The sequence below is a fragment of the Halanaerobium kushneri genome (genome assembly GCF_900156285.1).
Lineage (GTDB): Bacteria > Bacillota > Halanaerobiia > Halanaerobiales > Halanaerobiaceae > Halanaerobium > Halanaerobium kushneri.
Window position 1 is genome coordinate 174,760 of sequence record NZ_FTNC01000001.1, and the last position, 23,097, is coordinate 197,856.

A 23,097-nucleotide genomic window follows, 5' to 3' on the forward strand; every position below is an offset into this window, starting at 1 on the left:
CTTAATTCTCCTCTTTTTTAAGATCCTTTTTCAACTTATATAAAAAGTTCATGGCATCCATTGGAGTCATCTCTAAAATATCCTGTTCATCTAATTTCTTTAAAACTGGGCTTTTTTCTGTATTAAATAAAGGCAATTGTTGATGTTTATCATCCATAACTGTTTTTTCAAGTTTGCGAACAGGCATCTTATTATTTTCTTCCAGCCGATTTAAAATTTTCTGAGCACTAATAATGATTTCTTCCGGCAGACCCGCCAGACGAGCAACCTCAATGCCATAGCTATCACTGGCCCTACCTTCAACAATACGGTGTAAAAAGTGTACCCCATCATTATCTTCTTTTACCAGTACATTATAATTTTTAATTCCATCATACTCATCTTCCAATCTGGTTAATTCATGATAGTGTGTTGCAAACAATGTTCTGGCACCGATACGCTCTGGATTATTGAGATATTCACTGACAGACCAGGCAATAGAGACTCCATCATAGGTGCTGGTTCCTCTTCCGACTTCATCCAAAATAATTAAACTTTTTTCCGTGCTGTTGTTAACTATATTTGCCACTTCGTTCATTTCTACCATAAATGTACTCTGACCAGTTGTCAGATCATCACTGGCACCAACTCTGGTAAAAATTCTATCTGTTAGGCCAATTATTGCTTCTTCTGCCGGTACATAAGAGCCCACCTGTGCCATTAAGACTATCAGGGCAACCTGACGCATATAGGTTGATTTACCAGACATATTGGGACCAGTAATAATAATAAAACGCTGATCACTCTGATTTAAATAACAGTCATTGGGCACAAATTGTTCTGCAAACATCTTTTCTACAACTGGATGTCGTCCATTTTTAATCTTTATTTCATCACTATTTGTCACCTCTGGACGACTATAATTATTTTCTATAGCTAGATAAGAAAAAGAAAGTAAAACATCAAGTTGAGCTATAATTGCAGCTGTCTGATTGATTCTTTCTACTTCTGCTGCAATTTTATCTCTGATTTCAACAAATAACTTATATTCAAGATCATTAATTTTTTCTTCTGCTCCTAATACCTCAGATTCCTTTTCTTTTAGTTCAGGAATAATATAGCGCTCACTGTTGCTTAAAGTCTGTTTGCGCTCATATCTTTCAGGAACTTTATCAGTATGAGAGTTTGTTACTTCAAGATAATAACCAAAAACTTTATTAAAACCAACTTTGAGTGTATTGATCCCTGTTTTTTCTCTTTCCTTTTTCTGCAGTGAGGTAATCCAATCCTTACCACTGCTGACCAGCTTTCGGAGTTCATCAAGCTTTGAGTCATAGCCGTCTTTAATTATTCCACCTTCAGTAATTGTAGTTGGGGGCTCTTCCTTAATTGACTCATCGATTAGAGAATAAATATCATCTAATAAATCAAAATCTTCCTGCATTTCAAGCAGCAGAGTACTATTAAATTCAGTTAGTAATTCTTTAACTGCTGGTAATTTAGAAAGAGAATTTCTTAAAGCTATCATATCTCTGGCATTTGCAGACTGATAGGTAATCTTACTCATTATTCTTTCTAAATCATAAATTTCTGATAGTTCATTTCTTAATTTCTCTAAAAACATATAATTATCTATTATTTCTGCTAAAGCATCATGTCTATTTGTAATTGCTGGTTTTTGAATTAAAGGCTGATTTATCCACTTTTTAATCTCTCTACCTCCCATAGAAGTGACTGTCTGGTCAACTATGGAGAGCAGAGAACCTGAACGCTGATTATCTCTAATTGTCGATGTTAGTTCCAGATTTCTACGGCTGGCAGAATCTAAAACCATATAGTCTTCTAGATGATAAGCCTTTAATGCAGTAATTTGATTGACAGTTCTCTTCTGAGTTTCGCCTAAATAGGAAAGAACCTGACCGGCTGCATAAACAGCAGCTTTCATTTCTTCACAGCCAAAACCTTCCAGTGATTTTAACTGAAAATGCTCAAGTAAGCCCTGATATAGCCGTTTAAACTTTTTATCATTTAAAATATTTAAAGTAAAATTATAAATATTCTGCAGTTCCTCGATTAAATCAGTTTCTGCCGTTTTTTGATCTATTAATATTTCCTGAGGTGAAATACGGTTGATTTCATCTTTGAGTTTATCCTGATCAGCTGCCGAAAACTCTGTTAGATAAAATTCACCTGTTGAAATATCTGTATAAGAAAACCCATAATAATCGCCAAATTGAAAGGCTGCAGCCAGATAGTTATTTTCATTCTCAGATAAAATTTCGTTTTCAATTACTGTTCCAGGAGTAACAACTCGAATAACATCTCTTTCTACAATTCCACTGCTTTCTGAAGGATCTTCAAGCTGTTCACAGATAGCAACTTTAATCCCACTTTTTATCAGTTTTTCTATATAAGAAGCCGCCGAATGATAGGGAACTCCTGCCATCGGTATTTTTTCTCCGCCACCTTTATTACGAGAAGTTAAGGCGATATCCAGTATTTTAGCAGCTTTTTTTGCATCATCACCAAACATTTCATAAAAGTCTCCCAGGCGAAAAAATAACATTGCATCTTGATACTTATTTTTTAAGTCATGGTACTGCTGCATCATTGGTGTTAATTCTGCCAAATTAATCCCTCCAAAAGTTTATATAAATAAGTTAAGACCTGAAAGATCTATTAAATTATCTCCCAGGTCTGTTGTGTGTATCATTTTTCCTGCAGCTAGTATAAAATTAGTATTTAGTACCAGCTGCCAAATATATTAAATTACTGTTCCCTCTAAAGTCCAGCTTTTTGCATCCTCAATCCGTACCTTAACAAGTTCTCCAATTAAATCTTTATTTTTTTCTATAAAACAAATTTTATTTGTAGAAGTTCGACCTTCATATACTTCTGGATCATTACTGCTGGGACCTGTCACCAGAATCTCCTGGGTACTACCTATTAATTTTTGGTTCTTATCATAGCTTATCTTATTCTGCAAATCCATTAATCTCTTTAAGCGGTCCTTTTTAGTTTTTTCATCGATCTGATCATCTCTCCGGGCAGCCGGTGTTCCACTCCTGGGGGAATAAATAAAGGTATATGCCATATCAAAATTTAATTCCTTAACAAGTTCAATTGTTTGTTCAAAATCTTCTTCGCTTTCTCCAGGAAAACCAACTATAAAATCTGTTGAGACTGCAGCTTCTGGAATTTCAGCCTGTATTTTTTTTACTCGGCTGATATAATATTCACGTGTATAACCTCTATTCATTTCTTTAAGTACCTTATTACTACCTGATTGAACTGGTAGATGAATATGATTGGCCACTTTTTCCAGATTTTTGATCTGTAATAATAACTCATCAGAAAAATCTCTTGGATGAGAAGTCATAAAACGAATTCTTTTCAGTTTTTCCACCTTATTTAATGCTTCCAGTAACTTTGGAAAATTAATTTCGTTATCCAGATCATTTCCGTAGGAATTAACATTCTGACCTAAAAGTGTAATTTCTTTAACTCCCTCTTCTGCCAATCGCTCAGCTTCCTGAACAATAGAATTAACTGGTCTGCTACGCTCTCTTCCTCTTACATAAGGAACAATACAGTAGGTGCAGAAGTTATCACAGCCCTGGATAATCGATATCCAGGCCGAATGATCAGAATCACGTTGAGATGGAAGATCAGGTATTAAGCCCTCTTCCTCATCCCAGACTTCAACAACTCGCTCTCTTGTTTCTTCTATTTTTTTAATCAAATTGGGTAAATGATGAATATTATGGGTACCAAAAATCAAATCGACATGACGATATTTTTTATACACCTCATCAACAGGTTCATCCTGCTGCATCATACAGCCGCCAATTCCTATAATTAAATCGGGATTTTCTCGTTTATATTTTTTAAGTTCACCGAGTTTACCAAAAACCTTCAATTCGGCATTTTCTCTGATAATACAGGTATTTAATAAAATTATATCTGCATCAGCCAGTTCTTCTGTATGCTGATAACCCATTTCCTCAAGCATACCGGCCAGTCTTTCCGAATCATGCTCATTCATCTGACAGCCGTAAGTTATTATATTGTAATATTTATTTTTATTCATTATTTCACTCCTGTTTATAGTTAAAACTATTGTGTCTCATCAAAGTTTTTCAGTTTTTCTAAACTTTCATTTTTCCCCATTACAACCAGACGATCAGCTTCTAAAATTTTATCACCAGCTCCAGGAGAAACATTTAAGTTCTCCCCCCGCTTAATTGCCATAACATTAACATTAAACTTTGATCTAAATTCCAATTCTTTTAAAGTTTTGCCAATCATTTTATCTGTAGCAATAATTTCAATAACACCATATTCCGGGGCAAATTCTATATAATCAAGCACATTAGAAGAAATAAGGTTATGTGCAATTCTTGCTCCCATATCCCGTTCAGGATAAACGACTCTATCTGCTCCTACTTTACTCAACACTTTACCGTGTAAACTGTCTGGAGCCTTAACTATTACATAAGGCACTCCAAGCTCCTTCAAAATTAAAGTACAGAGAATATTTGCAGAAACATTATCTCCGATGCTAACAACTGCTACATCAAAATTTCTGACTCCCAGGGTTTTTAATGCTTCTTCATCTGTAGCATCAGCCTCTACTGCATGTGTAACCTGATTTGATATTGACTGGACTCTTTCCTCATCCTGATCAATTGCCAGAACATCGTAACCATTATCAGCCAGAGTAGTAGCAACACTGGAGCCAAAACGTCCCAGACCAATTACAACAAATTGTTTCATCTTATTTCCTCCTGTCAAATAAACTTCTAATTACTTATCCAACCATTACTTTTTCGGTTGGATAATGATAAGTTCCTTTTCGCTGTTTTTCTCCAATTGCTACCGCCAGAGTCAGTGGTCCTACTCGGCCTGCAAACATAGTAATCGTAATCAGAACCCTACTAATGTCTGATAATTGACCTGTAATGCCTGTAGATAAACCAACTGTTCCAAAAGCAGATACTGTTTCAAATAAAGCATCAATAAATCTAAAATCCTCAATGATCAATAATAATGTTGTAACAAGGATAACAAGTCCGGCAGCAAGCATTGTAATTGTAAAAGCTTTATAAACAATCTGTTTTTCAAAACGTCTATTATATATTTCCATATCTTCTTTTCCGGTAATCATATTTTTCATTGTCACCAGAATAACACCAAAAGTTGTAGTTTTAATTCCACCACCCGTTGAACCTGGTGAAGCACCAATAAACATCAGAACAATAATTAAAAATAATGAAGACTGTTTTAGAGCTCCAGTTGGAACCGTGTTAAAACCTGCAGTACGAGGTGTCACTGAAAGAAACATTGCTCCCAGAGTTTTATCAAGAAGTGGTAAACCAGCAAGGGTGTTGTTATACTCTAAAATAAAGAAACTAATAAATCCAAAAACAAGTAAAACAAGTGTCATTACAATAACTATTTTTGTCTGCAGAGTAGTTTTTTTAAATTTTACCCGATTATAGGCTTCCATCATTACACCAAAACCAATTCCACCAAGAATAATCAAAGCCATAATTACTATATTAATTGTTAAATCTCCAGTAAAATTTTCCAGACTATTACCGAAAAGATCGAAACCAGCATTATTAAATGCGGAAACTGCATGAAAAATTGATAAATAAACAGATTTCCAAAATGGATAATCCTGACTCAAACGCAAAAATAAAATTGCTGCTGCAGTACCTTCAATAGCAAAAGTAAAACCTAAAAGATACTGGACAAGCCTAACCATACCGGAAATCTGATACTGATTAAGATCTTCCTGGATAATCAGCCTTTCTTTTAAACTTATTTTTTTACCAACTATAAAGGCAAAGAGAGTGGACATAGACATAATTCCGAGTCCGCCAATCTGAATTAAAAACATTATAACTGTGGAGCCAAAAATTGTAAAGGCTTCCTTTGTATTTACTACAATCAGACCGGTTACACAGGTAGCTGAAGTAGCTGTAAAAACTGCATCGACAGCCCCCAAACCCTGGCCGTCAGTTGTGGCAACTGGCAGCATCAAAAGCAGTGATCCGAGCATAATAATTACAAAATAGCCACTCACTAAGTATTGAGCTGGTGTTAAATTCTTTTTCTTTAAATTCATTTTTTCCCCCGCCCTGTATCTTATTCGAAGTTATTATACTATAATTAATTTTGAAAGTAAAATAAAAACTGGGGTTCAAGCCCCAGCTTTTAAAAATATTAAAATATAAGTAATATTAGCCATCATATGGTTCGAACATATCTTTACCTACACCACATTCAGGACATGTCCAGTCATCTGGAAGATCTTCAAAAGATGTTCCTGGCTCAATTCCACCTACAGGATCTCCTTCTTCTGGATCATAAATGTACATACAAACTGTGCACTGATACTTCTGCATATTAAGTCTCTCCTTCCTCATTTTAATATTTATTTACTTAACTAATTATAAAACAGAAATAGCTGAAATGTCAAGTTTTTACTGTTTACAGACGTTCAAAATATTCCGGCGAATAGGCTGATTTTAAGCCACTCATATCTGCTATTCTTTCCGCAATAAGAGAGGCAATTAAAAGCGGAATTGTCAGACTGTAATTATGAGTAAACTCCAATATAATAAAAGTAGCTGTCAGGGGTGCTCTAATAACCGCGCTGATTACTGCAGCCATTCCAATTAAGGCATACAAAGAAGGGGAACCACTTAAAAAAGGTAAAAATCTATAAAATAAAGTTCCGATAATTATACCAGTAAGGCTGCCGATAAAAAGCGAGGGTGAAAATATTCCACCTGAACCACCTGAACCAAGAGTTAGCGAAGTTGCCAGGATTTTGAATATAATAAGCAAAAATAAAAATCCCAAATTATATTCCAGCTGATTAAATAAAGACACAATAATTCTATTTCCCGAACCCATAATCTCAGGCAGTTTAAAAGCAATTATGCCAAGCATCAATCCACCTAAAGCAGGTTTGAAAATAATGTCAATCGGTAAACGGTCAAATCTATCTGACAACTGCCGCAAAATAGTAACAAAAATCACTGCAAAAACTGCTGCAAAAACTCCAATTAAAGCAGCCGCTAAGAAATTATAGGCACTTCCCACCTGTCCCAGATTTAGATCAGCCAGAAAAAGATCTTTTCCACTCCAGCGAACTACCATATCTGCAGAAATAGCAGAAATAGCAACCATTATCAGGCGGTTTTTTTCTATTTTATTATATAATATTTCGGTTACAAACATAATCCCACCCAGAGGAGCATGAAATAAACCAGCAATACCGGCAGCAGCACCACAACCTAAAAAGGTTTGATAGTCAAAAAGATTAAAGTCAAGCTTATAGGCAATTAGGTCTCCCATTCCTGCTCCAATCTCAACAATTGGTCCAATTCTTCCACCTGAACCACCACTGGAAATAGTAATCGCTGAGGCAAAACCCTCAGTTAAAAGATCACGATATGTTAAATGTCGTTCTTTACTTTTGATTGAAGACAAAATGGCGGGAATACCATGTCCTTTAGCGGACATGCTGCCATATTTTATTATAAATCCAACCAGTAACCCCCCCAGTGCAGGCAAAAATAAAAATGTAAGGCGATTATAAAAAGTCAGTTCCATTCCTATATCAATCAGCGAAAAAGTAAAAAAATCTAAAAGATGGTTATAAATAAGAGCAATTAAGCCTACTGTCAGACCGAGTAAAAACACTAAAATTATTTTTGAAAATATATTATTGTATTTTCTTTTAGCTGACAAAAAATCACCACCTCAATAACTTTTAACTGTTAAACATCTATAGTCTGGGCAAGTTCTGCATTGTTAAAGATAAATTCTTTTCTCAAAGAAGCATTTGATCCCATCAGACGGGTAAATATATCATCAGCTTCAATATCATCATCAATTTCGACCTTCTGCAGCACTCGATTTTCAGGATCCATGGTTGTATCCCAGAGTTGCTCTGGATTCATTTCTCCCAGCCCCTTATATCTCTGCAGAGAAAAATTGTTTTTCTCATTTGCTGCTCTAAAATCTTCTAATTCCTGATCACTGTATAAATAATGACTTTTACCTCGTTTAGTAACCTTATATAAAGGAGGTTTGGCCAGATAAATATGACCATGATCAATAAGCTCAGGCATATAGCGATAGAAAAGAGTTAAAATTAATGTAGCAATATGAGCCCCATCCACATCAGCATCAGTCATGATAATAATTTTATGATAACGCAACTTCTTGAGATTAAAATCTTCTCCAATCCCGGCTCCCAGGGCTGTAATGATTGAAGCTACCTCTTTATTGTTTAAAATTTTATCCAGCCTTGCTCTCTCTACATTTAATATTTTACCTTTAAGCGGTAAAATAGCCTGAAATTTACGTTCTCTCCCCTGTTTTGCCGAACCACCAGCTGAATCTCCCTCAACTATGAAAAGTTCGCTTTTTTCGGCTTTTTTGCTGCTGCAGTCGGCTAGTTTACCGGGCAGTGAATTAGAAGAAAGAGCAGTTTTTCTTTTAGTTAGTTCTCTTGCCTTTTTGGATGCTTTACGAGCTCTAACTGCCTGAACTGCTTTATCAATTACTTTTTTAGCCAGTTCTGGGTTGGTGTCAAAATATAAACTCAGATATTCATAAACTTCGCTCTCTACAATGCTTCGAATTTCGCTATTTCCCAATTTTGTTTTTGTCTGTCCTTCAAACTGTGGTTCCGGTAGTTTAACATTAATGACAGCTGTTATACCTTCTCTAACGTCCTTTCCATTCAGAGAAGATATCCTGGCCGGAAGCTGATTATTATTTTTAGCAAAATTATTAATAGATCTGGTTAAGGCGGTTTTAAAACCAGTCAGGTGATAACCACCGTCCACAGTATTAATATTATTAGCATAAGAATAAATCCGTTCATTATAACCATCGTTATACTGAACTGCTATTTCAACCTCATACTCATCAGGTTTTGACTCAAAATATATAATATCATCATTAATTACATTACGATCCTTATTTAAAAATTCTACAAAAGCTTTTATTCCACCATCATACTGAAAATTTTCCTCTACAACCTCTTTTCCCCGTTCATCTCTTAAAATAAGAGTCAATTCTTTATTGAGATAAGCAGATTCCTGCAGTCGATGAGCTAAATTTTCATATTTAAATTCTGTAGCTGTAAAGATTTCCGAATCAGGTTTAAAGCGAATCACTGTACCACTGCGATCAGTTTTACCAATCTTCTGTAATTTATCCTGCGGAATTCCTTTTTTATAGTGCTGCTGATATTTATTTCCTTTCCAGTGAGTTGTAATCGTTAACTTTTCGGAAAGTGCATTAACTACTGAGACACCAACCCCATGCAGCCCACCGGAAACCTTATAACTATTATTATTAAATTTTCCTCCCGCATGCAGAGTTGTCAGAACTACTTCTACAGCAGGCAGGCCAGTATCCTGATGAATATCCGCCGGGATACCACGACCAAAATCTTCGACCGTAACTTCTTCCCCTTCGTGAATAGTAACCTTAATTTGATCACCATTTCCAGCTAAAAATTCATCTATACTGTTATCTACTACCTCCCAGACAAGGTGATGTAAACCTTTTATCCCTGTACTTCCAATATACATTCCCGGTCTTTTACGAACTGCTTCCAGACCTTTAAGCACCTGTATCTGATCAGCATTATAATCTACATTATCAAAAAGTGTATCCATAAGTCTTCACCATCCTCCATTTCATTATTATAACAAAGAGATTTAGAGAATGCCAGTCGTTTAAGCTTTAAATTTGCAAATTCTATGATAAGAATGATATTATAAATTAGCAGAAAACGATTAAATTTGAGAGGAGATAGATAATGAAAGAAGAAATTTATCCAATTGCAATTGAAGATAAAATGAAAGACGCTTACCTGAATTATTCACTTAGTGTAATTATTGGCAGGGCTCTGCCTGATGTTAGAGATGGTTTAAAACCGGTACATAGAAGAATACTTTATGCTGCGAGAGAACTTGGGCTTTTGCATAACCGTCCTCACAAAAAATCAGCTCGCCTGGTCGGTGAAGTTTTAGGTAAATTTCATCCTCACGGTGACAGTGCTGTTTATGATGCTATGGTCAGGATGGCTCAGGATTTTAACCAGCGTTATCAGTTAATCGATGGCCATGGTAATTTCGGTTCAATTGATGGTGATAGTGCTGCTGCCATGCGATATACTGAAACAAAATTAACAGAAATTGCTGAAGCACTTTTAGATAATATAGATGAAGAAACTGTTAATTTTATTGATAATTTTGACGGCAGTCTGCAGGAACCTGAAGTGCTGCCCTCAAAAATACCAAATCTGTTAGTTAACGGCTCCAGTGGTATTGCTGTTGGAATGAGTACTTCTATACCACCTCATAATTTAGGAGAGGTAATAGATGCTTTAATTCACCTTCTCGACTATCCTAACGCCAGACTGGAGACAATTATTAAAAATCATCTACCCGGTCCTGATTTTCCAACCGGTGCAGCTATAGTTGGCAATGACGGTATAAAATCAGCCTATCAAAATGGTAAAGGGAAAATAACTTTAAGAGCTAAAAGTAAAGTTGAAAAAGAAGGAAGACATCAAAATCTAATTATTACTGAAATCCCATATCAGGTTAATAAAGCAAAATTAATTGAAGAAATTGCTGATCTGGTTAACAAAGGAAAAATATCAGCAGTTTCTGATTTAAGAGATGAATCCGATAAAAAGGGAATTAGAATTGTGATTGAATTAAAAAGTAAGGCAGATCCACAATTAACATTAAATAGACTTTATAAATACACAAATCTGCAGACTAATTTTCGGATTAATCTTTTGGCCCTCAATGATAAAAAGCCAGTTGTGATGGGGCTACTCGAGATTTTGAATCACTTTTTAGATTTCCGCAAACAGGTTATTAAAAATCATACTCAATATAATTTAAATAAATCCGAAAATCGTTATCATATTTTAGCAGGTCTAAAAAGAGCAATCGATGAGCTTGATATAGTAATTAAGGTAATTAGAAACTCTCAATCAAAAAAAGAAGCCAGGGAAAAATTAATGCTGGAACTTGATATATCAAAACAACAGGCCCAGTCAATTCTGGAGATGCAGCTGCAGCGTCTAGTTGGAATGGAATTTGAAAAGCTGGAAGCTGAAAGAGAGGATCTGGCTGAGAAAATTAAGTATTACAAAAACATTTTAAATAACGAGGATGAATTGAATAATGTACTCCGTGATGAACTTAAAGAAATCAAAAAAAGCTTTGATGATCAGCGGCGAACCGAAATAATTGCTGATGACAGTAAAGCTGAAATAACTAAAGATGATTTGATCAAAGAGAAAAATGCTGTTTTATCACTATCCTACCGGGGAATTATTAAACGAAATGAAGAGTTCAAGAATCTAAGAGCGGCTAAAAACGACTATCTTGTTGCAGCAGTTGAAGGTTCTTCGTTAGATCAACTTCTCTTTTTTAGTGATCAGGGAGAAGTATATAATTTACAGGTCCATGATATTGAAGAACATCACGGACTTGCTACCGGAGATAATTTAAGTAAATATCTTCAGATTCCAATCAAGGAAAATATTATTTCATTAAATATTTTAGATAAGGAACAGAATAAGAATCAAAATCAATATTATACCTTTGTTACTCATTCTGGTTTGGTCAAAAGGAGTAATATCGATGAATATAGGACCAATTATAGCCATATTAGAGCAATCAAACTGGACAATGATAGCTTAGTCAATGTTGAAAAAACAAATGCGATAGAAGATATAATTGTTGTTAGCAAAAATGGTTATTTAATTAGATTTAGCGGGGATACCTTCTCGACTACCGGTCGGAATACTCTTGGCAGTAGAGCAATCAATTTAAGCAAAAATGATCATGTAATCTACTTTAACATTTTTGATAAAAATGATTTCTTAATCTCAATTAGTGAGGATGGCAGAGCTAATAAAATTAAATTAAACAATTTTAGATCTCAAAAAAGAAATGGTAAAGGAATTAGAATTTTTTCTAATAGCAAATACAAACTTGCAGGAGCAGTCACAGCAGCCAGAGATGATAAAATATTAATTGCTGCTAAAAATGGAGAAATAAATGAAATAGTTGTCGCTGATATACCAGAAACCTCACCGGGAGGTAATATGTATCAGGTTACAAAAGAACTTGATTTTGAAAAAATAGTGGCTGTCAAAAAAATTATTGAAGTGGAATAAAACTTAATAATCAAAGATAAAAAACCTCAGTCATATGACTGAGGTTTTTATTTAAGCTAAATAAGTTTTTATTTTAAAAACACATGGTTGCCAATAGTTACTACCTTATCTCTTTTAGCAAAAAACTCAGGGTTTCTTGATTTAGCAGGATTATAAAAATAAAGGCTTCCCTGACTTGGATCCAGACCGCTTACAGCATCATAGGCAGCCTTAAAAGAATCATTATCTGGTGATAAATCAATCATCCCATTTTCAACTGGAGTAAATTGCCCAGTTTGATAAACAACCTCTCTAATTGAATTTGGAAATGAAGGATGATAAACCCTATTAATTATAACCGCTCCTACTGCCACTTTGCCCTGGTAGCTTTCACCACGCGCCTCCGCATTAATTATACTTGCCAGTATTTCAATTTCATCTGCACTAAAATTTTTGTAACTATAAAAATCATCCCTTACTGCAACTTCTTTATTACTGCTTTTACCACCGGAAAGAACAACAAGCAAAAACATAAGTCCCAGACCTGTGTAAATATCTTCTTTTTCTATAGATGCTGCTTTAAGTTCTGAAACAGGCATTAAATAAGGTAGAAATACTGAATTAAACAGTAAAATCAAAGCAAGTGTAATTATTATTTGTTTAAAATGAATCTTCTGCATAGACTATTCTCCTTATATAAGATACTTAATGATATTAAAATATAATCAATCTACCATAATCCCTTATTTTAAATTAAAGAATTAAAGCAAGTAATGCCAGTGCTCCAAGTATATAACCAGTATTTAAAGAACCCTTTTCTTCTTTCAGCTCTTTATTGGCCGCTTTCTTTTCAGCTTCAAGTTCTGAAATTCTATTTTCCAATTCTTCAATTCTTGTCATATTAATACTCTGATTATCTTCCAGTTCCTGCAGCTTTTGTCCGGAAACTCCTTCTTCTTTAATAGCATTTAATTCCTTTTCTAAACTATTAATCTGGTTGTCCAGACCGTTAACATTTTCTTCTAATTCTGCCATTCTGGATATATGATCAGCAATATCCTGAACCTCTTCCTGAAGTTCAGATACCCGAACATTAATGTTAGATATATCTTCATCCTGAATCTGGTTCTTATCTTCTGTATTCTGTAATCTTTCTTCAAACTCCTTCTGCTTTTGAGCAACCGTAACCAGTTCATCTCTAAATTCCAGAGAAAGTTCGCGAATTACATCAACATCTTCTTCCGAAAGATTCTGAGAAGCAGCTCCACTGGTGGTATTTTGCAGTACATTAGTAATAATTTCTGCCATTTCATATCTTGTTAAAGGTTGATCTCCATTAAAATCCTCTCCCGAATAAAGACTTAAATAACCTTTATCAGCCAGATACTGAACACTATCATAAGCCCAGTGATCACGAGGAACATCATCAAACTGCTGAGCAAAAACACCTGAAGTAAAGATTAAGACAAATAATAAAGCTATCGAAAATATGTTTTTATATTTTAACATTTAATTTTCCTCCTCTAAAATATTTCTGATTTCAATTTTAAAAGGATTACCAGGTCCATTTACTGCTTTTAGATTACTAATATTTATATTCCCCGGATCCTCTTCCTTTAATTTAAAATGAACTGTTGCAATAATCCCATTTGATTTATTAAATGGAAATTCTTGATTAAATAAAATTTTTCCTCTTTCAGATCTATCCGGCCTATTAAATGGCAGCAGATTGTTATTTTCACCAACAAAGAAATCTCCACGCGAGATATGAGTTAACAGTAATTTTTCGCTATCATAATTGAGGGTAAAGGATATATTTTCAGCTTCTGCAATATTTGCAGCAACAATGTCAACAGCAAAATAATCCTCATCTTTCTGTCCCCTGGTTTCCCTGAGCAAAATAAGTGGTTTTAATTCTGGTAAACTAATCTCTTCAACAATCGTTTTTTGGTAATTATTTAAACCACTAACCTTTAAAGCAAAAGGTAGAGTACCATCAACTCTTAAGGCTTCGATTGCCCAGTTTATATTAATCTTTTCATTAGTTCTCAGAATTCCAATATTCTTTTTACTAATTTCTCTGCTGGCTGTAACTAAACCGGGTGGCAGTATTAATTCTGCTTCAACTCCATAAAGTGAAGTTTCTCCAGAATTATTAATCTCAGCCTGAATTCTAAATGGATTGGGTTCTAATCTACCATCAACAGATTGCACATCCTCCATTAATGTAATATCAGCATTTAGCTCAGGTGGACCAAGAAATTCGACTCGTCTTTCAACTTCATTGGAATCTGTATTGTCAGCATCCACTATAACTCTGTAGGTCATATTTTCAGGAAGATTATCTCTATTACTAGCACTAACATTCCAGGTTATTTGAGAAATTCCTCCCGGCTCCATATCACCAAGATTTCTGCTTAACTGATCTGCACTAAAACCATCGGGAAGTTCAATTTTAATTGATACATTCCGGGCATTAATTTCGGAAGTGTTTTCTAAATATGCTACCACAGGGAAAGTCTGATTATTATCATCCAATGTTACTTCTGCCGGTGATGTTACTCCCAGTGACAAAATACCAGGAACTATTGTTATACCTCCAAGTCCATACTTTGTAATATAGGTTTTAGTTTCTCCAGGCTCAATTATTTCAGGTACCCAGTACATTGCTATAGCACTGTCTATCTCATATTCGCCCTTACGCATAAAATCCTGACCCGGGTTAAAATCAAAATCCCAGACACCATCTGCCAGACTGCCCCAGTCAGAAAAATAAACTCTATCTGGTGTACTTACATCAGGACCAATAAATGATCCCTGAGAAGTAACCTGAGGGTTAGAAACACTATCAAAAGCCTGCCAGAAATCATCAAGCTGTTTATCATAATATAGTTTATCAGTTGAAATGGTGTCTTCACCAAGTCTAAAGGGAGCCCCATCATTTTCCCCCAGCATAGTGTCAAGCATTATTCTGAGCCCAACTTTTTCTTCTTTCTGACCTTCATTTGTAACTCTATACTGTATCTGTGCACTATCTGCCAGTCCAGTTGTTGAACTTTTTACAATTGAAAGAATCTGTTCAACTACAATATTATCAAAACGAGTTCTGGTAACAATTTGGTTATCCTCTACTGTTGGTTCCTGGATAACCTCACCATATTTAGCCCCATCACCAGCTCTTCTCTCTGTTGAACCACCAAAAACATATTTCTGATCATTAATCCAGAGTGAAGTATAGGATGTCCAGGGATTAGGCCGGCCATAAATTAGCGGTTTATTATCATCATTTTCTCGCGCTGGAGCACCACCAGTTGTTTCGACAGCAAACCTCCCCTGCGAGTTTTGATTTTGATTAACCACAATTACTATATATTCATTTCCAAATCGAAGATTATTATCTTCATCTACATTCTGAAAAAAATTATCCTGAGCTGATGTTTGAATTGAAAAGATTAATAAAAGTATTAGTGACACTAAAATTATATTTCTATATTTTTCCATTAATTATCACTCACCTCCAGCAACAAATTCAACTTCTCCAATATTTACTTCCACCTGACTGTTATCAGATTCATCAATATAATATCTTACTGAGACAGGAATTCTATAGGAACGCTGATACTCTTTAAATTCCCAGCCGTGTTCTAAAGTAAGCTGAGCCACTCTGTCCATAGAATCATATCCAGAAGATTCAACTACCTCAATATTATTGACAATTCCACCTGGTGAAAGTTCAACCATTAGTCTAACTGTACCCTCAGAACGACTTCCAACTAAATCTTTGGGAAAAGTTGGTGGTTCAATCAAACCAATCAAATCACCTGCAGTAGGCGGAGGTGGTGGATTAACTTCCTCCTTCTCCTGAGTAGTGTTATTATCTGTACTGGTTTCATCAGAACTAGTTTCAGCTGTTTTCTGTTCAGACTGAGTAACTTCTTCTGGTTTAGTTTGAGAGCTCTGGCTGCTTTCTTCTTTTGGCTTTTCAATATTTTCTTCTTTTGTCTCAGTTTTGTTTTTTTCTATTTCTTTTTTCTTTTCAGGTTCTTTTTGAGCAACTTCCAGCTCGCTTTCACTATCTTTACTGGCCATAATATCGGTTTTTTCAGAACTTGATTCTGCTTCCGGTTCCGGTTTTGATTTAGTCTCAGTTTTAGGCTCAACATCTTCAGTTACTAGTTCTGATTTGACTTCCTGTTTTACAGGTTCCGGCTTAGAATCAGTTTTCTGTTTTTCTACCGCTTCAGAATTATTAACCTCCTTCTTGGGAGCTGGTTTTTCTTCAATCTGAGCTTTTTGCTGTTCTTTAACTACAGGTTCCGGCTCCGGTTTTGTTGCTTCTTTTTTTTCGGGTTCTACTGGTTCAGGTTTTACTGATTCAGTTTTTTGTTCCTCATCTGGCTTTGGCTCTTCTAAGACTTCTTCTTTAGTTTTTTCCTGCCTTTTTTCTGCTGGTTTTTCAGTTAGTTCAGCGTTTTTGTCAACATTTTCTTCATCTAAAGGAGCAGGTTGATATTCAACCATTTGTACATAACCATAATCATCTAATTCATTCTCACTCTGAGCACTCCCATGCAGAAAACCAATTGGAAGAAAATACAAAATTATTAAATGTAGTATAATTGATACACTTATATATAACAGTAATTTTCGATCGTCATTTTTATTAGGCATAAATTCACCATCCCATTAACTACCTTCTTTATCTGCAGCTAGTGCCAGCTGTGTAATTCCTGCATTTCTCATTCCATCCATTAAAGAGACAACATTTTCATACCGCGTATTTTTATCAGCACTAATTACAATTGTCAAATTAGTATTTTCATTATTTGCAACTTCCGCTTCAGAAATAATTTGATTTAAAGCTAAAGATTGGTCTTGATAATAATAATTTCCATCCGAATCAATCTGGACAATAAAATTTTCTGTATCCTGTTCTGTTGCAGTAACTGCCTTTGGAAGCTGCATTTCAATACCCTCAGGAGTAGTTCTAAAAGTAGTAAAAAGCATAAAAAATACTAAAAGAAAAAATATAACATCAATCATGGGTATTATGTTGATTGAACTTTTTTTCTTAAGAGTAGTTTTGAACATCACTGTCACCTCTATTATTACTTACAACATCAACAATCTCCACCATGCTTAAATTCATCTGATGAGCCCTTCTTTCTACTTTATGAGCAAAATAGGAATAGAATATTGCTGTTGGAATTGCAATAATTAATCCTAAAGCAGTACTGATCAGTGCAGCAGCAATTCCAGAACTAATCTGAGCTGGATTTGCAGCACCTGCTGCTGTTCCAAGAATATTAAAACTGCTAATAATCCCCATAACAGTTCCCAACAGACCTAATAGAGGAGAAATCATAGCAACAACATCCAGTATTGGCAAATGTCTTTCCATTTTTTTAATTTCATCTTCTCCAACAGCCTGCAAAACCTCTCTTAATCGAGAAGGATCTTCACTATTATGAGCTAAAGCTGTTGAAAGAAGCTTGGCATTAGTACTCTTTTTTCCTTTTAACTCGTTTAGTGCACTTAAAATGTCACCCTCTTCAACTAAAATTTCAATTCTTTTAATTAAACGAAAATTATTGTCATTATTTCTATAAAAGAATATAGCTTTTTCGATTATTACAGCCAGACTAAAAATTGAAGCTATCAAAAGTGGTATAGTCATTGGTCCACCTAATGTCAACAAATTCCAGATACGATTTAAATCCAATCCAATCACTCCTCTTAAATCTAATAATTAAATAATTAATATGCACTAATTTTTTATTTCAATATAAAAAATCATATTCCTTTAAATTAATCCTTGCTCCTTTTAAAAACCAACTTAAATTCTGTACCATTATTACTACTTTCTACGCTAATTTGACCCTGATGAGCTTCCATTAATTCTTTAGCAACAGCAAGGCCAATACCTGTACCCTGATTTGTAGAATTTCTAGATTTATCAGCTCTGTAAAATCTTTCAAAAATATATGGTAGGTCCTCACTGCTGATTCCAATACCACTATCTTTAATAAAAACATCAATCTCATTTTTTGTTACCAGAGAATTAATTTTAATTTTTCCATTTTCAACATTATATTTAATTGCATTTTCAATAATATTATTGAAAATTTGAAAAATACTATCCTGATCTCCTTTAACATTAAGCTCATTATTTAAAGTTAAACTAAGTTCAATGTTTTTTTCTTTTAGGGCTTTCTGATGCTGATTAGTTATTTTTTTTATAATTGGAGTTAAGTTTATTTTTTCCTCTTTTAGATTAAATATTTTATTTTGAGCATCAGCGAATTCATTTAATTTTTCAATTAAAGTAGTCATTCTTTCAGTTTCTTCCTGCATTTCACTGATATTCTCCTGATTAGCTTTTATTTTTCCATCCTCTATCGCTTCCAGATAACCTTTAATAGTCGTAAGAGGAGTTCTTAATTCGTGGGCTAAATCAGAAGTTGATTCTTTTCTTATCTTTTCCAATTTATTAAGTTTTTTACTCATTAAATTAAAGGACCTAATCAACTCAGTTAATTCGTCATCTCCTTTGCTATTAATATTTTGCTGGTAATTTCCTCTGGCTACATCTAGTGCTGCGTTTTTTAGCTTAATTAAAGGTTCAGTAATTTTCTTTGATAGAATAAAAGAAAAAATAATAACAATTAAAATTACAATTAGAGCACTTAAAACAATTGCTCGATAGATATTATTCTTAAAATAATCATATAACTCGGAATCAATCTGATTTTCTGCATTAACTTCTTTCCAGTATAATGTTAAGACTTTTTCAGAACCAATATAAACTTCCTGACTCCTGGTTCTGCCAGGGTAATTATCCGGTAACTGTCTAACACCATTGAAATGGGAATTATTACTCATCATCCCCATTCTCCTCATCATCTGTGCCATCTGATTATTCTGGGATGGAAAATAAATAAATTCTCCCTGATTATTTTCAACCCAGAGTGGAATTCTATTAGTTCTACTGAAATTATTTACTAAATTTTGGACAGCTGCAAAATCATTATTTTTAAAATTCTCACTGAGTACTGAAGCAAGATCAGAAACATTTTCTTCTCTCTGTAAGTTAATAAAATCATCAAATCTTTCCCCAATAGAAAAGTTTATAAAAACTCCGACCAGTAATAATGAGAGTATAACCAGTACTAAAAATACAACAAAAAGTTTTTGACCAAGTTTTGACATCAAATATCACCTGTAAATTTATATCCTGCTCCATAAACAGTAACAATATACTGGTCTTTATCCAGATTCATTTTTTTACGAATATTTTTTATATGAGCATCAATAGTTCTGTCAAAACCACTAAATTCTAAACCCATAACCTGATCAGCAAGTTGTTCTCTACTTAAAACCTGACCTGCATTATTTATTAGAGTCATCAAAATTTTAAATTCAGTACTCGTTAAATCACATTCCTGTCCCTCTTTTTTTACAGTCATTTCATCAGGATATATTTTAAATTCTCCCCTATTTAGTGAAATAATACTCGCCCTATTTTGATTGCCGCTTCGTCTTAAAATAGCTCTGGTTCTTGCAAGTAACTCACGAGGACTAAATGGTTTAGTCAGATAATCATCCGCTCCATAATCAAAACCTTCAATTTTATTTTCTTCACTACTTTTAGCCGTTAGCATAATTATTGGTACCTCAGATACCTGCCTTATTGTTTGGCAGACCTCTTCTCCACTAATTTCGGGCAGCATTAAATCTAAAATAATTAAATCAAAGTTTTTAGTTTTAAACAGAGATAGGGCTTCTTTTCCATTTACAGCCTCAAAAATATTATATTCATCTTGAAGATAACTTTTAATAACTTTTCTTATCTTCTGTTCATCTTCAACTATCAAAATTTTTTTCATACTGCCACCTCAAAAAATAATCAAATATTCTTATTCCAGATTAATAAATAATCCCTAACTATTATCTATTATATAACTTAACCCCTGTATAACACAAGTTAAAATAAGATTAAAAATAAAAAAAATCTGTCTGCCAGAATGGCAAACAGATATAATTTCTATCTGGGTTCCACAATTAATTTAATTGCGGTTCTTTCCTCTCCATCAATCTCAATATCAGTGAAAGCAGGAATACAAATCAAATCAATTCCGCTGGGAGCTACAAATCCTCTTGCAATTGCTACTGCTTTTACCCCCTGATTTAAAGCTCCTGCCCCAATAGCCTGTAGTTCTGCATTTCCATTTTCCCTGAGAACACCGGCCAGAGCTCCGGCAACTTTGTTAGGACTAGAATTAGATGATACTTTAAGTACTTCCATCTTTATTTATTACCTCCTTGATCTTGATTGAATAATATATTAATTACCTCTATATAATATATTAGCCATATATGAAATAAATTCCTGCTTTTTTTCAAAAAATTATAAATTATTTTTCTTTATTTCCATGATTTGTTTAACAGAATTATTTTGATCATCTGTTTTGATCAAACAGGCTTCAATTTTAACCCTACCAGTACCAACTTCGTATCTAACGGGTAAGGAATTTTTCATTTTTTCAATCATCTTATCCGGTTTCATTCCCAAAATAGAATCAACAGCACCAGTTAAACCAACATCAGTAATATATGCTGTTCCTTCAGGAAAAATCTGTGCATCATTTGTCTGTACATGAGTATGAGTTCCTATGACAGCTGTTACCAGTCCATCAACAGCTCTGGCAAAGGCCATTTTTTCTCCCGTAGCTTCTGCATGAAAATCAACTAAAATAATATCTGAATCCTCAATTTCTGGATAAAGTTTCATAAACTTATGATAAGGAGAATCAACTCCCTGCATATAAACCTGACCAATTAAATTTACCACAGTTAGCTTTGTAGAATTTATTTCAATAGTCTGCCAGCCACGACCGGGATTATTGTCAGGAAAATTTAACGGTCGGATCAGTTTTGGATCCTCATCAATAAATTTAAATATATCTTTATTATCCCAGGTGTGATTTCCCATAGTAAAAAAATCTATCCCATAACCGTACAATTCCTCTGCTACTTTTTTAGTTATACCAAAACCACCAGCAGAATTTTCTCCATTAGCTATTACAAAATCAAGCTTATAGTCCTTAATCAGATCTTTTAAAAAAGTTCTGACAGCACGTCTGCCGGCTCTACCAACAATATCTCCAATAAATAAAATATTCATAAAGGCTCTCCTAGTTTTTATTGTAAATTTATTAAAGGCTCCTCAAAGAGGAGCCCATTAATTTCAGAATTAGTTATTTTTATTTAGCATAATCTACTACTCTGGTTTCACGAATAATAACTACTTTAATCTGACCAGGGTAGTCGAGATTCTTTTCAATTTTCTTAGTAATATCTCTAACCATTTTAGTACTTTCAACATCATTAATTTTATCAGGCTCAACAATAACTCTAATTTCTCTTCCTGCCTGAATGGCATAGGCTTTTTCTACACCATCAAAGGATTCACCAATTTCTTCTAACTCTTCAAGTCTCTTAATATAAGACTCCAGTGTTTCTTTTCGAGCTCCTGGTCTTGCTGCTGAAATTGCATCAGCTGCTGCAACTAAAACAGCTTCTACTGATTTAAATTCAACATCATTATGATGAGCTTCAATTGTATGAAGTACCTTTTCGCTTTCACCATATTTTCTTGCTGTATCAACACCAATATTGACATGAGTACCTTCCATATCATGATCTATTGCTTTACCAATATCGTGAAGAAGACCTCCACGTCTAGCAAGAGTAACATCTGCACCCAATTCAGCAGCCATAATGCTTGCTAAATAGGACACTTCCATAGAGTGCTGTAATACATTTTGGCCATAACTTGTTCTAAATTTAAGCCTTCCTAACAGTTTAACAAGTTCAGGGTTTAAACCATGAACCCCGGTATCAAATGTTGCCTGTTCACCAATTTCTTTAATGTGCTGATCCAATTCCTTCTCAGCTTTTTCTACCATTTCTTCGATTCTAGCCGGATGAATTCGACCATCAACAATTAATTTTTCTAATGCAATTCTTGCAATTTCTCTTCTGATAGGATCAAAACCAGAAATAACAACAGCTTCAGGAGTATCATCAATAATTAAATCAATTCCTGTAAGACTTTCTAAAGTCCTGATATTTCTTCCTTCACGGCCAATAATTCTACCCTTCATATCATCATTTGGAAGGTTAACAACAGAAACAGTTGATTCTGTTACATGGTCCGCAGCAGATCTCTGTATTGCAAGTGAAATAATCTCTCGCGCTTTCTTCTCAGATTCTTCTTTAGCCCGTGCTTCTTTTTCCTTAATCATCTTTGCGTATTCATGATCTAATTCAGATTCAACCTTATTTAAAAGGTACTCTTTGGCTTCACTTTCTGAGAAACTAGAGATCATTTCTAATTTTTCTTTCTGTTCTTTTTTGATTTCTTCAATTTCCTCTTCAGCCTTTGTTAAGTTTTTATCTCGATCTTTAATGCTCTGCTCTTTACGTTCTAAGTTCTCAGATTTTCGATCAAGATTTTCTTCTTTATGCATCAGTCTATTCTCTAACTTCTGCAGCTCATCTCTTCTTTTCTGACTTTCTTTATTTGCTTCTTCACGAATTTGATGAGCATCTTCCTTAGCTTCAAGAGTGATTTCCTTTTTCTTTGCCTTGGCATCTCTTTCTGCATCTTGGAGTATCTTCTCTGCTTCTTCTTCTGCAGACTGCATACGTGCTTTCGCAATATATTTCCTAATTAAATACCCAATTACAATTCCGAGAGGTAGGGCTATTATAAAATAAAATACACCTCCAGTAATAATATTCACCCCCTGTCCTATATTCAATTTTTTAATTTTATATTTACATTTTCTAATAATATTTTAACTTTTTTCGCAGCTTATGTCAAGAAAAGACGA

General features: G+C 34.2%; 19 protein-coding genes. 1 reads left to right on the forward strand and 18 read right to left on the reverse strand.

Features of this window, described 5'->3' with window-relative positions; translation table 11 throughout:
- Window position 1 precedes the first annotated feature (1 nt).
- From mutS to gyrB, 7 genes are all read right to left on the reverse strand, one after another.
- A complete protein-coding gene (mutS, locus tag BW929_RS00830; protein WP_076543467.1) occupies window positions 2-2,608 on the reverse strand; it encodes a DNA mismatch repair protein MutS in 2,607 nt (868 codons plus the stop codon).
- Between the two features lie 135 nt (window positions 2,609-2,743).
- The gene (gene miaB, locus BW929_RS00835; protein ID WP_076543468.1) at window positions 2,744-4,069 is read right to left on the reverse strand and encodes a tRNA (N6-isopentenyl adenosine(37)-C2)-methylthiotransferase MiaB; all 1,326 of its coding nucleotides are present in this window, start codon (window positions 4,067-4,069) and stop codon (window positions 2,744-2,746) included.
- A 26-nt stretch (window positions 4,070-4,095) separates the two neighbouring features.
- Window positions 4,096-4,755 carry a potassium channel family protein gene (locus tag BW929_RS00840; RefSeq protein ID WP_076543469.1) on the reverse strand — a complete coding sequence of 220 codons (660 nt, stop codon included), beginning with the start codon at window positions 4,753-4,755 and terminating at the stop codon, window positions 4,096-4,098.
- Window positions 4,756-4,789: 34 nt separating this feature from the next.
- Window positions 4,790-6,112: a TrkH family potassium uptake protein gene (locus BW929_RS00845; RefSeq protein WP_076543470.1), complete on the reverse strand. Its 1,323-nt coding sequence runs from the start codon at window positions 6,110-6,112 to the stop codon at window positions 4,790-4,792.
- Window positions 6,113-6,227: 115 nt separating this feature from the next.
- The gene (gene rd / locus BW929_RS00850; protein WP_005488503.1) at window positions 6,228-6,392 is read right to left on the reverse strand and encodes a rubredoxin; all 165 of its coding nucleotides are present in this window, start codon (window positions 6,390-6,392) and stop codon (window positions 6,228-6,230) included.
- An 85-nt stretch (window positions 6,393-6,477) separates the two neighbouring features.
- Window positions 6,478-7,746, reverse strand: a complete 1,269-nt coding sequence (locus BW929_RS00855) for a chloride channel protein (RefSeq protein WP_076543471.1) — start codon at window positions 7,744-7,746, stop codon at window positions 6,478-6,480.
- A 29-nt stretch (window positions 7,747-7,775) separates the two neighbouring features.
- Window positions 7,776-9,692, reverse strand: coding sequence for a DNA topoisomerase (ATP-hydrolyzing) subunit B (gyrB, locus tag BW929_RS00860; RefSeq protein ID WP_076543472.1), 1,917 nt, complete (start codon window positions 9,690-9,692; stop codon window positions 7,776-7,778).
- Window positions 9,693-9,835: 143 nt separating this feature from the next.
- On the opposite strand from gyrB, the gene gyrA reads away from it, so the two are divergent.
- A complete protein-coding gene (gyrA, locus tag BW929_RS00865; protein ID WP_076543473.1) occupies window positions 9,836-12,220 on the forward strand; it encodes a DNA gyrase subunit A in 2,385 nt (794 codons plus the stop codon).
- 68 nt (window positions 12,221-12,288) lie between these two features.
- On the opposite strand, the gene BW929_RS00870 is transcribed toward gyrA, so the two are convergent.
- The 11 genes from BW929_RS00870 to rny all read right to left on the reverse strand — a co-directional run bounded on the left by BW929_RS00870 (window position 12,289) and on the right by rny (window position 23,007).
- Window positions 12,289-12,879, reverse strand: coding sequence for a cell wall hydrolase (locus BW929_RS00870; RefSeq protein ID WP_076543474.1), 591 nt, complete (start codon window positions 12,877-12,879; stop codon window positions 12,289-12,291).
- Between the two features lie 73 nt (window positions 12,880-12,952).
- On the reverse strand, window positions 12,953-13,708 hold the full coding sequence (locus tag BW929_RS00875; protein ID WP_076543475.1) for an S-layer homology domain-containing protein: 756 nt from the start codon (window positions 13,706-13,708) through the stop codon (window positions 12,953-12,955).
- The gene (locus BW929_RS00880) at window positions 13,709-15,700 is read right to left on the reverse strand and encodes a hypothetical protein (RefSeq protein WP_076543476.1); all 1,992 of its coding nucleotides are present in this window, start codon (window positions 15,698-15,700) and stop codon (window positions 13,709-13,711) included. It abuts the gene before it with no gap.
- A gap of 6 nt (window positions 15,701-15,706) precedes the next feature.
- Complete coding sequence (locus tag BW929_RS00885; protein WP_076543477.1) at window positions 15,707-16,870, reverse strand: TonB family protein; 1,164 nt, start codon at window positions 16,868-16,870, stop codon at window positions 15,707-15,709.
- A 15-nt stretch (window positions 16,871-16,885) separates the two neighbouring features.
- Entirely contained in the window at window positions 16,886-17,290 is a 405-nt protein-coding gene (locus BW929_RS00890) for an ExbD/TolR family protein (RefSeq protein ID WP_076543478.1), read from the reverse strand.
- Entirely contained in the window at window positions 17,271-17,930 is a 660-nt protein-coding gene (locus BW929_RS00895; protein ID WP_233493796.1) for a MotA/TolQ/ExbB proton channel family protein, read from the reverse strand. Before BW929_RS00895 ends, BW929_RS00890 begins: the two co-directional genes overlap by 20 nt.
- Before the next feature lie 77 nt (window positions 17,931-18,007).
- Entirely contained in the window at window positions 18,008-19,408 is a 1,401-nt protein-coding gene (locus tag BW929_RS00900; protein WP_076543480.1) for a HAMP domain-containing sensor histidine kinase, read from the reverse strand.
- Entirely contained in the window at window positions 19,408-20,085 is a 678-nt protein-coding gene (locus BW929_RS00905; protein WP_076543481.1) for a response regulator transcription factor, read from the reverse strand. The genes BW929_RS00900 and BW929_RS00905 overlap by 1 nt, the downstream gene beginning before the upstream one ends.
- A gap of 158 nt (window positions 20,086-20,243) precedes the next feature.
- The gene (locus BW929_RS00910) at window positions 20,244-20,504 is read right to left on the reverse strand and encodes a stage V sporulation protein S (RefSeq protein WP_076543482.1); all 261 of its coding nucleotides are present in this window, start codon (window positions 20,502-20,504) and stop codon (window positions 20,244-20,246) included.
- Between the two features lie 102 nt (window positions 20,505-20,606).
- Window positions 20,607-21,383, reverse strand: coding sequence for a TIGR00282 family metallophosphoesterase (locus BW929_RS00915; protein ID WP_076543483.1), 777 nt, complete (start codon window positions 21,381-21,383; stop codon window positions 20,607-20,609).
- Window positions 21,384-21,462: 79 nt separating this feature from the next.
- Entirely contained in the window at window positions 21,463-23,007 is a 1,545-nt protein-coding gene (gene rny, locus BW929_RS00920) for a ribonuclease Y (protein ID WP_076543484.1), read from the reverse strand.
- Window positions 23,008-23,097: the final 90 nt, after the last annotated feature.

What these genes read in the sequence shown, in the direction of transcription:
- BW929_RS00840 (WP_076543469.1), bottom strand. Translation starts at nt 4,755, where the DNA reads ATGAAACAATTTGTTGTAATTGGTCTGGGACGTTTTGGCTCCAGTGTT.
- BW929_RS00880 (WP_076543476.1), bottom strand. Translation starts at nt 15,700, where the DNA reads ATGGAAAAATATAGAAATATAATTTTAGTGTCACTAATACTTTTATTA.
- gyrB (WP_076543472.1), bottom strand. Translation starts at nt 9,692, where the DNA reads ATGGATACACTTTTTGATAATGTAGATTATAATGCTGATCAGATACAG.
- BW929_RS00845 (WP_076543470.1), bottom strand. Translation starts at nt 6,112, where the DNA reads ATGAATTTAAAGAAAAAGAATTTAACACCAGCTCAATACTTAGTGAGT.
- miaB (WP_076543468.1), bottom strand. Translation starts at nt 4,069, where the DNA reads ATGAATAAAAATAAATATTACAATATAATAACTTACGGCTGTCAGATG.
- BW929_RS00915 (WP_076543483.1), bottom strand. Translation starts at nt 21,383, where the DNA reads ATGAATATTTTATTTATTGGAGATATTGTTGGTAGAGCCGGCAGACGT.
- BW929_RS00900 (WP_076543480.1), bottom strand. Translation starts at nt 19,408, where the DNA reads ATGTCAAAACTTGGTCAAAAACTTTTTGTTGTATTTTTAGTACTGGTT.
- gyrA (WP_076543473.1), top strand. Translation starts at nt 9,836, where the DNA reads ATGAAAGAAGAAATTTATCCAATTGCAATTGAAGATAAAATGAAAGAC.
- BW929_RS00905 (WP_076543481.1), bottom strand. Translation starts at nt 20,085, where the DNA reads ATGAAAAAAATTTTGATAGTTGAAGATGAACAGAAGATAAGAAAAGTT.
- rd (WP_005488503.1), bottom strand. Translation starts at nt 6,392, where the DNA reads ATGCAGAAGTATCAGTGCACAGTTTGTATGTACATTTATGATCCAGAA.
- BW929_RS00890 (WP_076543478.1), bottom strand. Translation starts at nt 17,290, where the DNA reads ATGTTCAAAACTACTCTTAAGAAAAAAAGTTCAATCAACATAATACCC.
- BW929_RS00870 (WP_076543474.1), bottom strand. Translation starts at nt 12,879, where the DNA reads ATGCAGAAGATTCATTTTAAACAAATAATAATTACACTTGCTTTGATT.
- BW929_RS00885 (WP_076543477.1), bottom strand. Translation starts at nt 16,870, where the DNA reads ATGCCTAATAAAAATGACGATCGAAAATTACTGTTATATATAAGTGTA.
- BW929_RS00875 (WP_076543475.1), bottom strand. Translation starts at nt 13,708, where the DNA reads ATGTTAAAATATAAAAACATATTTTCGATAGCTTTATTATTTGTCTTA.
- BW929_RS00910 (WP_076543482.1), bottom strand. Translation starts at nt 20,504, where the DNA reads ATGGAAGTACTTAAAGTATCATCTAATTCTAGTCCTAACAAAGTTGCC.